The sequence below is a fragment of the Streptomyces sp. NPDC002958 genome (assembly GCF_055563255.1).
Window position 1 is genome coordinate 200167 of the sequence record NZ_JBVHDS010000009.1, and the last position, 14155, is coordinate 214321.

At 69.3% G+C, this 14155-nt stretch carries 12 protein-coding genes and 3 pseudogenes; 8 read left to right on the forward strand and 7 right to left on the reverse strand.

Annotated features, from left to right (window positions below; genetic code table 11):
* Window positions 1–14: 14 nt before the first annotated feature.
* Window positions 15–457: pseudogene (locus ACZ3IC_RS18585) on the reverse strand (transposase); the annotation flags it as partial.
* A gap of 183 nt (window positions 458–640) precedes the next feature.
* Between ACZ3IC_RS18585 and ACZ3IC_RS18590 the strand changes: the two are divergent.
* From ACZ3IC_RS18590 to ACZ3IC_RS18600, 3 genes are all read left to right on the forward strand, one after another.
* Window positions 641–1084, forward strand: a complete 444-nt coding sequence (locus tag ACZ3IC_RS18590; RefSeq protein ID WP_467417459.1) for an NUDIX hydrolase — start codon at window positions 641–643, stop codon at window positions 1082–1084.
* A gap of 593 nt (window positions 1085–1677) precedes the next feature.
* On the forward strand, window positions 1678–2097 hold the full coding sequence (locus tag ACZ3IC_RS18595; RefSeq protein ID WP_467417461.1) for a RidA family protein: 420 nt from the start codon (window positions 1678–1680) through the stop codon (window positions 2095–2097).
* A gap of 128 nt (window positions 2098–2225) precedes the next feature.
* Window positions 2226–2471, forward strand: a complete 246-nt coding sequence (locus ACZ3IC_RS18600) for a hypothetical protein (protein WP_467417462.1) — start codon at window positions 2226–2228, stop codon at window positions 2469–2471.
* Between the two features lie 274 nt (window positions 2472–2745).
* On the opposite strand, the gene ACZ3IC_RS18605 is transcribed toward ACZ3IC_RS18600, so the two are convergent.
* Window positions 2746–3240 carry a GNAT family N-acetyltransferase gene (locus tag ACZ3IC_RS18605; RefSeq protein WP_467417463.1) on the reverse strand — a complete coding sequence of 165 codons (495 nt, stop codon included), beginning with the start codon at window positions 3238–3240 and terminating at the stop codon, window positions 2746–2748.
* Between the two features lie 468 nt (window positions 3241–3708).
* On the opposite strand from ACZ3IC_RS18605, the gene ACZ3IC_RS18610 reads away from it, so the two are divergent.
* Complete coding sequence (locus tag ACZ3IC_RS18610) at window positions 3709–6927, forward strand: phage tail protein (protein WP_467417465.1); 3219 nt, start codon at window positions 3709–3711, stop codon at window positions 6925–6927.
* A gap of 6 nt (window positions 6928–6933) precedes the next feature.
* Here the strand turns inward: ACZ3IC_RS18610 and ACZ3IC_RS18615 are convergent, their stop codons facing one another.
* Window positions 6934–7386, reverse strand: a complete 453-nt coding sequence (locus ACZ3IC_RS18615) for a hypothetical protein (RefSeq protein WP_467417467.1) — start codon at window positions 7384–7386, stop codon at window positions 6934–6936.
* A gap of 217 nt (window positions 7387–7603) precedes the next feature.
* Window positions 7604–8605 carry an SEC-C domain-containing protein gene (locus ACZ3IC_RS18620; protein WP_467417469.1) on the reverse strand — a complete coding sequence of 334 codons (1002 nt, stop codon included), beginning with the start codon at window positions 8603–8605 and terminating at the stop codon, window positions 7604–7606.
* Window positions 8606–8764: 159 nt separating this feature from the next.
* Here ACZ3IC_RS18620 and ACZ3IC_RS18625 point away from each other — a divergent pair, with 159 nt between their 5' ends.
* Window positions 8765–9487, forward strand: coding sequence for a class E sortase (locus ACZ3IC_RS18625; protein ID WP_467417584.1), 723 nt, complete (start codon window positions 8765–8767; stop codon window positions 9485–9487).
* A gap of 351 nt (window positions 9488–9838) precedes the next feature.
* Here the strand turns inward: ACZ3IC_RS18625 and ACZ3IC_RS18630 are convergent.
* A pseudogene (locus tag ACZ3IC_RS18630) lies at window positions 9839–9964 on the reverse strand (MerR family transcriptional regulator); the annotation flags it as partial.
* Here ACZ3IC_RS18630 and ACZ3IC_RS18635 point away from each other — a divergent pair.
* The 3 genes and pseudogenes from ACZ3IC_RS18635 to ACZ3IC_RS18645 form a co-directional block, all read left to right on the forward strand.
* Window positions 9956–10756: pseudogene (locus ACZ3IC_RS18635) on the forward strand (erythromycin esterase family protein); the annotation flags it as partial. The pseudogenes ACZ3IC_RS18630 and ACZ3IC_RS18635 sit on opposite strands and share 9 nt — an antisense overlap.
* Before the next feature lie 244 nt (window positions 10757–11000).
* Window positions 11001–11357, forward strand: coding sequence for a DUF6412 domain-containing protein (locus tag ACZ3IC_RS18640; protein WP_467417471.1), 357 nt, complete (start codon window positions 11001–11003; stop codon window positions 11355–11357).
* Between the two features lie 165 nt (window positions 11358–11522).
* Window positions 11523–12299, forward strand: a complete 777-nt coding sequence (locus tag ACZ3IC_RS18645) for a YidC/Oxa1 family membrane protein insertase (RefSeq protein ID WP_467417472.1) — start codon at window positions 11523–11525, stop codon at window positions 12297–12299.
* A gap of 237 nt (window positions 12300–12536) precedes the next feature.
* On the opposite strand, the gene ACZ3IC_RS18650 is transcribed toward ACZ3IC_RS18645, so the two are convergent.
* A complete protein-coding gene (locus ACZ3IC_RS18650) occupies window positions 12537–13016 on the reverse strand; it encodes a heme-degrading domain-containing protein (RefSeq protein WP_467417474.1) in 480 nt (159 codons plus the stop codon).
* On the reverse strand, window positions 13013–14143 hold the full coding sequence (locus ACZ3IC_RS18655; RefSeq protein WP_467417476.1) for a Gfo/Idh/MocA family oxidoreductase: 1131 nt from the start codon (window positions 14141–14143) through the stop codon (window positions 13013–13015). The genes ACZ3IC_RS18650 and ACZ3IC_RS18655 overlap by 4 nt, the downstream gene beginning before the upstream one ends.
* Window positions 14144–14155: the final 12 nt, after the last annotated feature.

Consider the following 14155-nt stretch of genomic DNA (forward strand, 5'->3'; position numbering starts at 1 on the left):
CACGGGGCGGGCGGTCAGACCGCTGGGTTGAGAGGGCGGCCGCCCCAGCGGATGCCTTTCTCGCTGCGGACACGGGCGCATTCCCGGCGGGCGCGGCCAGGACGCCTGGATGGCGTGCGTTCTGGTTGCGCCAGTGCAAGTAGTGGTGCAGCGCGCGGGTCTGGACGGTGTGGTTGGGGTGGTTGGAGTTGGCGAGGGTGAACTGCCGCAGCGGCCCGAAGTGCGCCTCGATCGGGTTCGCCCAGGAGGCGTTGGTCGGTGTGAAGCAGAGCTCGACCTTGTTTCTGGCCGCCCATCGACGGATCTTGCTGCCCTTGTGGGCGGAGAGGTTGTCGAGGATGACGTAGATGGGGGCGCCGTCCGGGCGGGCCGCCCGGATGCTCTTGAGTGCGGCGAGACTGTGGTCGGTGTCTTTGCGGCGCCGGTTGACGCCCCAGAGAGTGTCGTCGCCGACGGAGTCGTTCGGGTGCTGCTGCTGTCGTCCGGGCGCCGAAGGCGGTCCGACAGCGGGTGGGTCTCGTCGGGCCGTGGGGCCTCGGCGGCGAGGACGGCTACCACGGCCGCGGCATCACTCACCCGACCGTGCTCAACGTGCCGTACGCAGCCCTGCTGTCAGAGTAGGCGGCTACGCTCACGGGCCATGACCACAGCAACCGACTGGGGGGCGCGGTCTGACGCCTCCGTCATCGTGGCCCGTGACACGGACGGCAAGGTCGCCGTCCTGACCGCCGGCTTTCCCCAGCACGGCGGCGAGTACGTGTTCCTGCCCGGGGGACGCCGGGAAGGCCAGGAGACAGCAGAAGAGTGCGCACGGCGTGAGCTGCGCGAGGAAGCCGGCGTCACCGCCGAGTCCTGGTGCCCCCTCGGCTCGTACGCCATCACACTCGACTCCACCGCCCGCATCCACCTCTTCCTGGCCGAGGGGCTAACCCGCGGCCCGCAGCAGCTCACGCCCAGCGAGGCCGACTTCAAGCTGATGTGGTGGCCCATGGTCGACGCGCTCCGGGCAGTCGCCGATGGACGCTTCCTGCTCCAGGGCGGCCCGCTGGCGCTACTGCTGGCCCAGCAAGCCATCTCAGCCTGACCAGCGCACGGATAAGACGATTTCGGGCATAGCTCGGCCGTCGCCACTCGAAGCAGGCGCCGACCCCGGGGCTACGTCGACAGGAGGCAATGGGGGGACGGCGCCGCAGCGTGTGTAGGGCGGCGCGGCGGGGATCGGTGCTCAGGGCACCCGAGCCGTCGCCCGGCACGTCTCCGGCGGACCGCGTCCCTCGGACCCCCGCGCCCCTCAGCCCTGCTCCGCCGCCCAGGCGCCCGGTTTCCGCAAGGTCAAGGCGGATGTGGCGGCAAAGCGTACGAGAATCGCTGTCCACGCCCCGGCCGCCACTGAGTCCAAATCGGCGCAGGACGCGGCGGTCGCTCCCCCCGACGACAAGGAGGCGCAGGGCAAGGCGGCGAACGCGGAGAAGATGAACGCGGAGAAGCCCGACGTCTTCCGCTTCGCGCAGCGCACTGCGACTCGCCGACGGCTGCGCTCCGCGCTCGGCTGCCGAAACCCGCACGAAGCGCCTCAAGTAGAGTCACGACATCGCCCTCGCAGCGCACAGATCGAGTGTCCACTCCGCTGGGAAGCTTCACCGAGTGGAAGCACCACACTGGAAGGGATCGCCACACATGAGCGACAACCGCACCATCACCAATGCTTCCGGGCTGCACGACCCCACCCCGTTCGGTTACAGCCATGCCGCTTCCGCACCCGGCGAGCTGGTGTTCATCGGTGGGCAGTACGCCTCCGACGACACCGGTCAGGTCGTGCCCGGTGACTTCGCCGCACAGGTCGAGCGGTCCTTCGGTAACCTGCGCATCGCGCTGGCCGGTGTCGGTCTTGGCTTCGAACATGTCGTACGGCTCGGCACGTACATCGTCGACCACGACCTGGAAAAGCTGGAGATCCTCGGCAAGGCGCTGCACGGCGCCTGGGCCGACCGGCTGCCCGCCCAGACGCTCAGCGGGGTCGCTTCGCTCGCGCTGCCCGGGATGCTCTTCGAGATCGACGCGGTCGCGGTCCGTCCGGCCGAGGGAACCGAAAGCTAGGAGCGTGGACCGGTAACGGGCAACCGCCTTGCCGGGCTTGGTCCGCAGATTGCGGGCCATGCGTTCCTTGAGCTGCCCGCACGCGTCTCTCACACATTGCGGCTGTTCAGCGGAGGACGGACGCGGATGTGACGGTCGTCCTCGACGGGCTCGACGTCTTCCGAACTCCCAGCGACGAGCTGCTGGAGCGCCTTGAGGAACGGGGCCACACGGTCGAGCAGAACGACGACGGAGTGGACACCCTTCCCGACCTCAAGGTGATCCTGTCGAACGAGAGCAGCTTCGCGTACCCGATGGACGAGGAGGGGGACCCGATCTACTTCGACTATGCCCTCGTCACCTCGGTGGACTTCCGGGGGCCGCGCGGGGACTGACTCCGGCGGCTGTCGACCGGGCCGGTCGCCTCGGCCCGCTCGCACCCGGTCGAGGACGACCGTGAACGTCGTACCCGGGGGCGTGCTGCGAAGCGGAGTGCAGGCGGTTCGTGTTCCGGAGCGCAGACGTATTTGAGCGCAGCGGCAGTGATGGACTGGGTGGCTCGCGGTGCCGTCCGAGGTGACGGGGGCGCGTCGCCACCGGGCGGCCCGAACGGCACAACGACCGGCAGCCCGGCAGCACGAGGTTTGGCCCGCAAACCTCGGCGCCCCCTCAGACCTCGCCCGCCGTGCTCCGTACATAGCCCAGCCCCGGCCGACCGCCCAGCAGGAGTTCCTCTCCTGTGGGGATGAAGCCCGCGTGTGTCAGGACCGCCTGTGAGGCCGGGTTGTCGAGGGTGGTCTCGGCACGCAGTGTGGTCAGGCCGTACTCCTCGGCAGCCAGGGCGCACAGTTGGCGGACGGTGGCTGTGGCCAGGCCTCGGCCGGTGGCCTTTTCGGCTACGCGGTAGCCCAGTTCGGCGGAGCCGTCCGCGACGCCGACCAGGTTGAACCGGCCCAGGATCTCGCCGTCGGTGTCCACCAGGAGGTGGAAGTGGCAGAGTCCGGCGGCCTCTTCGGCAAGCAGAGACTTGTGTCGTGCGCCGAAGTGAGTGAAGTAGTCGTCCCCGCGGTCCGGTACCGATGCGGCGAAGAAGGCGCGGTTCTCCTGCTCGAACGCGAACAGGGCCGGGGCGTGGTCGAGGCGGAGGCGTTGGAGTTCGGGCATGGCAGAACCATACGGACTCCGGGCGGGAAGGGAGAGGACGCAGCGCAGTCGGGGCGAGGGTGCGCGCGGTGGGCTTCGGTATGGCGTTGGACGTGGCGTACGCGGAGGATGCGGGCGTCCCTTCGTGCCCTTTCGCGCATGATGGATGGCCGTAGAGGCAGCCCATCCCCTTCCGGTGGTTTCTTCTCTTCCTCCGTCCCGGCCGGACTTCGTATCGTCCTTCTTGGTGCGTCGGCTGAAGCAGCTGGGAAGCAGTAGCGGCGACTGGGAGGGTGGATGAAGGCGGTTCCGGGGAAGGACACCGCCTCTGGGTCCGGCCGTGGGCGTACCCCGCATCCTGACAACGTGACAGTCGCGCCCGATGTGTCACGTTCGCAATCACCCCCGCCCCACCGCCAGGGCGGTGACCGTCCGGTTCCTGATCCGCGCAGTCTTCAGCGTTTACAGCGGGCGGCGGGGAATGCGGCGGTGTCGCGTCTGGTCGCGCAGCGTTATACCGCCCCGGTGAAGCCGTCGCCGGCCCAGGCGCCCGGTTTCCGGAAGGTGAAGGCGGATGTGGCGGCGAAGCGGGCGAGGGTTGCGGCCCACGCCCCCGCAGCCACCGAGTCGAAGTCCGCGCAGGACGCGGCGGTGGCGCCCCCCGACGACAAGGAGGCGCAGGGCAAGGCGGCGAACGCGGAGAAGATGAACGCGGCGAAGCCGGGCGAGTTCAACAAGCAGGCGTTCGTCGACGCGGTGAACAAGGCGATCGACGCACAGGCGCCGAAGAACCTCGATCAGGCGGACAAGTTCTCCAAGTCGGGGAAGGCCGACAAGATCAAGGACGAGGTCGACGGCAAGGTCTCGGACGGCAAGGAGTCCTCCGCCAAGGACATCGACACGGCGACGAAGGCGCCGCCGGACACGTCGGCCGCCAAGGACAAGCCAGTCACCCCGATGACCCCGGACCAGGCGCCGGCCAACCCGGGCGCCCCGTCCGCCACGGACGCGATCCCGGAGAAGCAGCCGGCCGCGGTCACGGACTTCTCCCAGGGCCCGGCCGCCAACGATCAGACGATGGCGGACGCGGAGGTCACCGAGGAGCAGCTCGCCAAGGGCAACGAGCCGGAGTTCGATCAGGCCTTGTCGGCGAAGAAGACGGCTGAGACGGACTCGGCGAAGGCGCCGGTCAAGGGCAGGGCGGCCGAGGCCGAGCAGTTGTCCACGGCGAAGGCGGGCGCGGCGGCGTCCGGGGCGCAGGCCATGAACGCCCTGACCGCGACGCGTGCTTCGGCGGGGAAGCAGGTCGACGGGGGCAAGGGCGAGACGAAGTCGAAGGACGAGAAGAAACGCGCCGAGGTCACGGCAAAGCTGCAGAAGGTCTACGACGGCACGAAGAAGGACGTCGAGGGAACCCTCTCCGACTTGGACAAGAAGGTCGACACGGCGTTCACGACGGGGGAGAAGGCGGCGAGGGACGCGTTCACCGCGGACCACAAGCGCCGGATGAAGAAGTACAAGGACAAGCGGTACTCGGGGATGTTCGGGCCGGCGAAGTGGGCCAAGGACAAGCTCATGGGCATGCCCAAGGAGGCCAACGACCTCTTCCAGGAGGCCCGCAAGCTCTACGTCGCGAAGATGCAGGCGGTCATCTCGTCCGTCGCCGACATCATCGGCGCCGAACTCGGCAAGGCGAAGGCCCGTATCGCCAAGGGTCGTGCGGAGTTGAAGGCCGAGGTCGACAAACTCCCCGCCGACCTGCGTCAGTTCGGCGAGGAGGCGGCGAAGGACTTCGCGGGGAAGTTCGACGACCTGGAAGCCACCGTCAATGAGAAGTCCGAACAACTCGTCCAGGACCTGGCCACGAAGTACACCGCCGCGCTGAACAAGGTCGACGAGGAGATCAAGAAGCTCCAGGAAGCCAACAAGGGCCTGGTCGACAAGGCGAAGGACGCGATCGTCGGCGCCCTCAAGACGATCAACGAGCTGAAGAACCTCCTGCTCGGCATCCTCGCCAAGGCCGCCTCCGCGATCATGAAGATCATCAAGGACCCGATCGGCTTCTTGGGCAACCTGGTCAAGGCGGTCGGCGCGGGCCTCAACCTCTTCATCACCAACATCGCCACCCACCTCAAGACCGGCGTCGTGTCCTGGCTGCTCGGCACCGCGGTCAAGGCGGGCCTCGAACTCCCCCAGAAGTTCGACCTCAAGGGCATCATCCAGCTCATCGCCTCCCTCCTCGGCCTGACCTGGGACAACATCCGCGCCCGCATCACCCGCAAGGGCGTCCCCGACCAGGCGATGAACGCCGTCGAACAGTCCGTCCCCGTCGCCCAGACCCTCGCCCGCGAGGGCCCCGCGGGCGCCGTCAAGGAAATCACCGCCGAGGCCGGCGACCTCAAGGCCACCATCCTCGAGAAACTCACCAGCTACCTGATCCCCACCGTCATCATCGCCGGCATCACCTGGATCATCTCCCTCCTCAACCCCGCCTCCGCGTTCGTCCGCGCGGTCAAGGGAATCATCGACATCGTCACGTTCATCGTGAACCAGGGCGCCCAGATAGTGGAATTCGTCAACGCCGTCCTCGACGCCGTCATCGCCATCGCCAACGGCGGCACCGCAGGCGTCCCCAAGATGGTCGAAACCGCCCTCGCCGCCAGCGTCCCCCTCCTCATCGGCTTCCTCGCCTCACTCCTCGGCATCGGCAACCTCGCCAACAAAGTCAAATCCGTATTCCACGCCGTCGCCAAACCCGTCAACCGCGCCATCGATAAAATCGTCGGCTTCATCGTCAAGAAGGGCAAAGCCCTCTGGGCAAAACTCAAAGGGAAGGGTCAGGGAGGGAATAACCAGAAGGAAGGGAAAGGCGGGGAGAACGGCCGGAATCCGGACGGCCGAACAGACGCACAGAAGAGGCGGGACCTCGACGCCGGGCTCGATGCCGCCGAATCCCTGGTCAAACAAGACGTACCCGAACGCGATGTGCGCCGCCGACTCCCTGAGATCAAACGTCGCTACCGGATGACGGAGCTGACGCTGACGATCAAACCCGACTCGGGAGGCGAACAGCTCTACAGCATTGACGGCGCAGTCAATCCTCGCAAAAAACTGACCGGAAAGATGGATGGCCCGAAGCGGGGAGACCATGTATTCGCCCTTGGGCTGGCGGGGACGCTGGGCGAGATGCAGGGAATCGCGGCCGCCGGACTGCAGCGCCGGGACCTGAACCGGGACGTAAAGGCAAGACGCTTGATGACGTCTTTGGAAGGTGCCCGCAGTGCGGCGACGGAGATCCCTGAGATCGTCGTCCGGAAAGGTGGCTCCAGCGAAGAAGACGGGGACGCTCATTCCCGGTCCTATGGGACGCGATCCCGCACAGCGGTCTTCGCCATGACGACACTGGTCCATAGTCTTGATCAATACTATGAAGAATACCGGGAGGGTGATGCCCTGCGCCGGGCGCGCGGCCTCGAAACATCCGCCGTAAACGCGAAGTTCGCGGTGGAACGCTGGCTGGAGCAGGTGGTGGACAGGGATTCAGTGCCTCTCCTCTCCTCTGGCCAGAGGGCTCAGTTCCTTGAAGGAGAGGACAAGCTCGAAGAGGTCCGTCAAATCCTGGTTGTGGCCTGCGAGGCAGCTCTTCCCGGGGTTCCGCAAGGGTGGCGGCGGGATGGGGCGAGATCGCGGAACTCCCCGGGGAACTGATTCCGGTCAGAAGCCCAGCCGTAGCACGTCGTCGTCCCCCGCGATATCCGAGGCGGCATGGAGGAATTCCAGATAGATACGGTAGGTGGGACCATAAGCGGCCCTGGCGGCGCGTACGCGTGCCTCCCGAGAGGCTTCGTCCGCCGAGATCGCCTCATGGACCACGGCGCGATAATCGGTCAGCCTGGTCGAGGCCGTGTCGGCTTTCGCCACCACGGCGGCGGGCCCCTGTGCGCGGACCAGGGCCTCCGTCGGCCCGAAGGCCTCGACCGGTTCGCTCCAGAGCCGCTGCGCTTCGGAGAGCAGCCGCGCCGTTTCCTGCTCAGTCGTACCGATGCTCAGGGCGACTTGGATGCCGGCCCTGCGGCACAGGTCGAGTCGCTTCTTGAACTGTTCGGCGAATGCCAGGTACGCAGCCTTGCGTGAGGCGCGGTCCACGCGTTCGGATTCGGCGTCCATCCGGTCAGCTTCCTTCATCGTGGCTGTGATGTCACGGGGTTGCCGCAGGAAGGCCGGCGCGGCGATGGCACCCAGGTTTCCGGCAGCCGCGAGGAGGAACCGGTATGCGGCGGCGGCCCTCTGCCCGGCTTGGCCGTCCCACCCGGGGCACGTCCTGCGGCCACGTCCTTCGGTACGGAGACGGCCCCGGCCGAACCGGGGCCGATAGCACCGTGGTTCACTCCGCCCCGTGGCACTCCCGGTACGTCCGACCCGACCCGCACCAGCACGCCGCGTTCCTGGCCGGGGGCCAGGGGATCGCTCGGCCGCGGGCGGCGAGGGTGGTGGCGTACAGGGGGAGGAGGTCCGGGTCGGCAGGGGACGCGGCTTCCGAGGCGGCGAAGGCCTCGTACGACGGGACCGTGCCCGTCACGATGCCGAGGTTCGGGGTGCCGGCCTGGTGGAGGTCACGGAGTGCGGCTTCCAGGCGGGCCAGGTGGTCGGGGTGGGAGGGGTACTCGCTGCGCAGGCTCGGGTACGCGGCGAGAAGCTCGTCGAGTTCGGCGGCCGACCAGTGGAGCACCGCCACCGGGAACGGGCGTGACAGCGCGGTGCGGTACGTGCCCAGTTCGGCGCGGAGGCGGGTGATCTCGGCCCGGAGCTCGCCCGGGTCCGAGGAGCCCAGCGCCCACAGGCGCTTCGGGTCGTGCAACTCGTCGAGAGGAACGGCGGCCGTGTGGACGGTGTCGGCCAGCTCGTCCCAGACGTCGTGCTCGGAGCCCATCAGCCTGCGTACGCGGTGGCGGCCGATCAGCAGCGACTGCGTGGCGTACGGAACCTCCTCGCCCGGCGTCAGGAGGAGCGTCAGCGCGGTCGTGAAGCAGTCGTGGGCCGCCTCCAGCTCGTCGTGCGCTTCGAGGGTCTCGGCCACGATCTCCCAGGGCGCCGGGTCGAGCGGCCCCGCCGCGCGGATACCGTCGAGGATCGCGCGGGCCTCGGCCTCATGGCCGTACTCCCACAGGTTGGCCGCGTTCAGGGCCTTGACCAGGTGCGGGTGGTCGAGGTCGGGGGAGCCGAGCAGTTCGTCGTAGAGGGTGGTGGCGCGGGCGCGGTCACCGGCGAGCTCCAGATGGGCCGCGGCCTGGAGGAGCAGCGGCTCGCGGTCCTCGGGGTACTGCGCCGCGGTGCGCAGCAGGCGCTCGGCTTCGGTGGTGTGGTCAGCAGGCGTGTCGGGGCGCATGCACCACACCGTACTGCTGTACGGCACCTGGACGGAGGGTTGTTCCGGCCCTGGAGAGTTACGCGACATGGCCTTATCGTGCGGGCCGTGCGGGAGCGGATACCGGTTGTGACGCAGCGGAACTCGCGAGGGCGGAGGGTCGCCGCGCGCGGGTTGTGGATGGGCGCCGAGGCGGTGGTGACCGTTGGTGTCGTCCTGTTGTTGCTTGTTGTGCATCAGCTGTGGTGGACCAACCGGCAGGCCCGTGCCGACGCCGAGCATCAGGTGCGGGCCCTTCAGAGGGAGTGGGGAGAGGCGGAAGGACAGCCACCGGGACAGGAGGACGGGGGAGCGGGTGGTGGTACGGGGAGCAGTGGCGGGTCCGGCCGTGGGGCTCCGAGCGGGCGTTCGTCCGGGGGCGGGGACCGCACCGCATCCCCCGCGCCCCGCTGGGATCAGGCGTACGCCGTCATCCGTATCCCGCGGCTCGGGCTCACCGCCCCCGTCGCCCAGGGCATCAGCGAGCGAGGCGTCCTCGACAAGGGGTACGTCGGGCACTACCCGCGCACCGCGCAGCCCGGCCGGGCGGGGAACTTCGCGCTCGCCGGGCACCGCAACACGCACGGCGAGCCCTTCCGCTACATCAACCGGCTGCGGCGCGGGGACCGGATCAGTGTCGAGACCCGCGAAGCCGTCTACACGTACACCGTCGACCGGACGCTCGCGCAGACAAGCGCCCGTGACAGCGGTGTCATCGCGGCCGTCCCGCGCAGCAACGTGAAGCCGTACGTGGGATACAGCACGGCCGGTTCCTATGTGACGCTCACTACGTGCACGCCCGAATTCACCTCCCGATACCGGCTTGTCGTATGGGGGAAGCTGACGGGGGTCCGGGCGCGGTAGTGGTGCCGCACCAGGGGTTCCCTGACGTGCTCAGACGACATCCGCAGTTGTTGTGGTTGCTGGTCCCCCATGTGCTGTACCTGGGGGTCCTGCCGCTCGTGAACCGGGTCCATCCCGTGATCCTCGGGCCCGCCGACAGCGGAAGCGCGCCGTCCGAGCCTGCGCCTGCGTCCGAGCCTGCGCCCGAGCCTGCGCCTGCGTCCGAGCCTGCGCCCGAGCCTGCGCCTGCGTCCGAGCCTGCGCCCGAGCCTGCGCCTGCGCCCGAGCCCGCCCGAGCCCGCGTCTGCGTCGGCGCACGGCTCCGCGCCCGCGCCTGTTGATCCTTGTTCTCTTCGGCCGGCGACCGAAGTCTCATCCGCGCTTGCGGAGGTACGCCTCCAGCTCGGCGGCCCCGGCCAGCATGGCCCGCCCCCGGGCGGACAGCCGACCGCGCCAGTCGCACAGTGCGGCCTCCAGCGGCTCAAGACCGCCGGCCGCCCCCGGCAGGCCCTCACCGCACTCCACGACCACCTTTCGGCCCGGGTGGACGCGGACCTGCTTCCCTGCAGCGCGGAAACACTCGATCGCCTGCTCGGCACCGACGACCGGTGGACCAATCCCGCCGCGATGATGGACCCGGCCCAGTCCGTGGGGCAGTCGGCCGAGGCCGGGGAGTTGCGGCTGCTCGCCGACGATCTGGTGGCGCTGCTCGACGCGCAGACGCCGCACCTGCTCGCGGCGACCTCGCGGGACGACTGGGACCGGGCGCGCCTGTACGGGCGCACCGCGACCGGCCTGCTGCGCTACCACCACTGGATGGCCGACACCTCACCGGCCCGCATGACGCGGCTGTGCGCGCTGCGCGATGTGATGATGGCCCACAACCTCCTTGCCGTCACCGCTCGCGGCCCGGCACTCGTCCACGCCCACAACTCCCACCTCCAGCGGGAGAAGAGCACGATGCGGATGGGCGGGATGCCGTTGGAGTGGTGGAGCGCCGGTGCGTTGGTGAGCGCCCAGCTCGGCGAGGAGTACGCCTTCGTGGCCACGGCCCTCGGCACGATCCGGCACCAGGGAGTGGACACGCCGCCGCCGGACACCGTCGAAGGACTCCTGTACGCGCTCCCGGAGGACCGCTGCGTCATCGACCCCCCGCGGCTGGCCACCGCCCTCGGCGACACGCGGCCTGCGCCCCGCGTATCCCCCTGGTTCGGCTACTCCCCGCTTGACCCGGCCCACCTGGCGGACAGCGACGGGATCGTGTTCGTCAAGGACGTCCCGCAGAGCTAGTGCCACCCTCAGCAGTCCGGCCTGTCGGGGCGCCTCGGAGACCGATCGTGCCTGACCGATCGTGCCTGACCGATCGTGCCTGAGGGCGGGCGGGGCGGGGATGTCGGACCCATCGTGTATTCGGACCCATCGTGTATAACGGCTGGAGAGCTATACGTACACATGCGCGGATGCCGCGGAGGCGTGAGGGGCATGGATGCGTGGGCCGGCTGAGCGGCCGTGAAGGTGAAGAGGGGAGGGGCCGATGAGCGGCGATGCGAACCGTCTGCTGCGCGCTGACACGAACCGTCTGCGCGGAGGTCTCGCCCGGCTCCTCCGCCCCGCAGCGCTGCTGCTCTTCTTCGTCACCGAAGTCCTTCTCGCCGAAGGCGGCAGCCTCTCCGCCACCGTCGCGCTCGCCGCCACCGCAGCCGCCGGCTCCGCGCTCGCCGTCGCCTCGGTCATCAGCGCACGCTGCGCCGTCCCCGTACCCCGCACCCGGGTCCGTACAGCCATACGCGACCGGGAGAAACGCACCGCGTTCCTGCCACAGCGAGACCCGGACGCCAAGGGACGCAGACGCCCCCGAGCCCCCGGACGCGCCCTTCCGACGGCCGCGTAGGGGACTCACCGCAGCAGTAGGCACCCCTGTGGGCATCCCAGTGGGCGCATCCCTGTGGGCACCCCCGTGGGTATCCAAGTGGGCACCCCCTGAGCACCCCTCGCGGTTCGTCATGCCGAGTTCGTACCTCTTCCCGGCAAGACGAGACCCTCGGAGGGCTCACCCATGTCCGTTTTCATGTCCGCATTCGCCGACATGGTCGGCGCATTGGCCGATGTGCTGCACCCGCTGTTCCAGACCGCGTCCACCGCCGCCGCCATCGTGCTGTTCACGGCGCTCGTGCGGCTCGCCATACACCCCCTGTCGCGGGCCGCGGCGCGCGGGCAGAAAGCCCGCACCCGGCTCCAGCCGCAGATCGCCGAACTGCGCAAGAAACACGGCAAGAACCCCGAGCGCATGCAGAAGGCGCTCATGGAACTGCACAGGGAGGAGAAGGTCTCACCACTGTCCGGCTGCCTGCCCAGCCTGCTGCAGATGCCCGCCTTTTTCCTCCTCTACAACCTCTTCTCCAGCCAGCAGATCGGCGGCGAACCCAACGCGCTGCTCGACCACCAGCTCTTCGGCGCCCCGCTCGGCGAGCGCTGGCACGACGCCCTCGCGCACGGCGGGCCGTTCGGGGACCAGGGCATGGTCTACCTCGGCCTGTACGCGATCGTCACCGTCGTGGCCACCTTCAACTACCGGCGGACGAAGCAGCAGATGGCCGCCAACCCCGTTACCCCGACCACCGGCCCCGACGGACAGCCGGTCCCGGGCATGGGCATGATGACGAAGCTGATGCCCCTGATGTCCTTCGCCACGCTTTTCACCGTGTCCGTCGTACCGCTCGCCGCCGCGCTGTACGTCGTCACGAGCACCACCTGGACCGCGATCGAGCGCGCCGTCCTCTACCGCGACGTGTCGGCCGCGGGTGCCGCCACGGCCACCACGACGGCATCGTAACGGCGAGAGCGTCGGTCCAGTGTGTGAACAGGGTCTTGCAGAGTGATCGGATATCTTGCGCGATCGGACAAGCCCGCGATGGCCGCCACTCATCCCACAGTGGTGGCCGGAATGGGCTCGATTTTCCGGCGTGGGCGTGGACCTGAGGGCTCGGCCCTGGAGCGGGCCAGGAGAACGCTGACGTAAACGTCGGAGGGGTGGGGTGCTGTGTCAGCAGCGCCCCACCCCTCCTGCGCGTCATGCGCCCATCGTCGTCGCGAAGTGTTCCAGCGCCTCGACCACCAGGGCGTGGTCTTCCGCCTGAGGCAGGCCCGAGACCGTCACCGAACCGATGACGCCCGCGCCCTCGACCGCGATCGGGAACGAACCGCCGTGCGCGGCGTATGTGTTCGGGTCCAGGCGCGAGGCGTCGTCGAACGTCGTCCCCTTCGCCCGGAACCGGGTTCCGACCAGGTACGAGCTTTCGCCGTACCGTTCCACGACCCTGCGCTTGCGGTCGATCCAGGCGTCGTTGTCCGCGCTCGATCCCGGCAGCGCGGCATGGAACAGCTGCTGTGCGCCGCGGCGGATGTCGATCGCGACCGGGGCGTGCCGTTCCCGGGCCATCGAGACGAGCAGGCCGCCGAGCGCGTACGCGTCGTCGTAGCTGAAATGTGGGAGCGTCAGTCGGCGCTCCTGGGCGATGAGCTCGGAGATGGTCGGAGCGGTGGGGTTCATACGGTCTCCTCCTCGGTATCGGTAGCGGCGGAGGCGGACGGGGTTGCGGCGGGCAGGGTCACGGTGACGCCCTCGTGGGCCGAGCGGCGCGCGGCCTCCAGCACGTCCAGGGCCGCGGCGGCCTGAAGGGCGGTCACTGGATTGTCACCCTTTCCGCGCAGTGCGTCGGTGACCGCCGCGTAGTACGCGGGGTAGTCGCCCGGCAGAGTGCGGACCGGGGCGCCGCCGCCCGTCAGCGGCGACTCGCCCGAGCCGATCCGGCCCCACAGGTGCTCGGGCTCCTCGCCCCACGGCCGGCCTGCCGTCGGATGCGCGCCCGCGCGCAGGTCGGCCTCCTGCGGATCCAGGCCGTACTTCACATAGCCGGCGGTCGAGCCGAGCACCCGGAAGCGCGGGCCGAGCTGGGCCGTCGTGGCGCTGACGTACAGATGGGAACGGACCCCGTTCGCATGGGTGATCGCGAGGAACGTGTCGTCGTCGTCGGCGGCGGCGCCGGGGCGGCGTACATCGGACTCCGCGTACACCCGCACCACCGGCCCGAACAGCACGAGCGCCTGGTCGACGACATGGCTGCCCAGGTCGTACAGCAGCCCGCCGATCTCCTGCGGGTCGCCCGACTCGCGCCAGCCGCCCTTCGGCTGCGGGCGCCACCGCTCGAAGCGGGACTCGAAGCGCTGCACGTCCCCCAGCTCGCCGTCCGCGACCAGGCGGGCGAGAGTGAGGAAGTCGTTGTCCCAGCGGCGGTTCTGAAAGACCGAGAGCAGCAGCCCACGCTCCTCGGCGAGGGCCGCGAGCTCCCGCGCCTCGGCGGCCGTACCGGCGATCGGCTTGTCCACGACGACCGGCAGTCCGGCCTCGATCGCGGCGGTCGCGATCGGGACATGGGTCCTGTTCGGCGAGGCGATCACGATCAGATCGAGTTCGTCCGCGCGCCCCCACAGCTCCTCCGGCGACGCGGCGAACCGTACGTCGGGGAACTCGGTGCGCGCCTGCGCCCGCCGCTCCTCGCTGGAGGTGACGATCGTGTCGAGGACGAGGCCCTCGGTCGCGGCGATCAGCGGGGCGTGGAAGACGGAACCCGCCAGGCCGTAGCCGACGAGTCCGACGCGCAGGCGGGTCTCGGACATCCCGGGCGTCTC

Bases quoted from the DNA above. Each gene is read 5' to 3' on its own strand.
- ACZ3IC_RS18590 (WP_467417459.1), top strand. From the start codon at position 641: ATGACCACAGCAACCGACTGGGGGGCGCGGTCTGACGCCTCCGTCATC.
- ACZ3IC_RS18595 (WP_467417461.1), top strand. From the start codon at position 1,678: ATGAGCGACAACCGCACCATCACCAATGCTTCCGGGCTGCACGACCCC.
- ACZ3IC_RS18605 (WP_467417463.1), bottom strand. From the start codon at position 3,240: ATGCCCGAACTCCAACGCCTCCGCCTCGACCACGCCCCGGCCCTGTTC.
- ACZ3IC_RS18615 (WP_467417467.1), bottom strand. From the start codon at position 7,386: ATGGACGCCGAATCCGAACGCGTGGACCGCGCCTCACGCAAGGCTGCG.
- ACZ3IC_RS18620 (WP_467417469.1), bottom strand. From the start codon at position 8,605: ATGCGCCCCGACACGCCTGCTGACCACACCACCGAAGCCGAGCGCCTG.
- ACZ3IC_RS18625 (WP_467417584.1), top strand. From the start codon at position 8,765: ATGGGCGCCGAGGCGGTGGTGACCGTTGGTGTCGTCCTGTTGTTGCTT.
- ACZ3IC_RS18640 (WP_467417471.1), top strand. From the start codon at position 11,001: ATGAGCGGCGATGCGAACCGTCTGCTGCGCGCTGACACGAACCGTCTG.
- ACZ3IC_RS18645 (WP_467417472.1), top strand. From the start codon at position 11,523: ATGTCCGTTTTCATGTCCGCATTCGCCGACATGGTCGGCGCATTGGCC.
- ACZ3IC_RS18650 (WP_467417474.1), bottom strand. From the start codon at position 13,016: ATGAACCCCACCGCTCCGACCATCTCCGAGCTCATCGCCCAGGAGCGC.
- ACZ3IC_RS18655 (WP_467417476.1), bottom strand. From the start codon at position 14,143: ATGTCCGAGACCCGCCTGCGCGTCGGACTCGTCGGCTACGGCCTGGCG.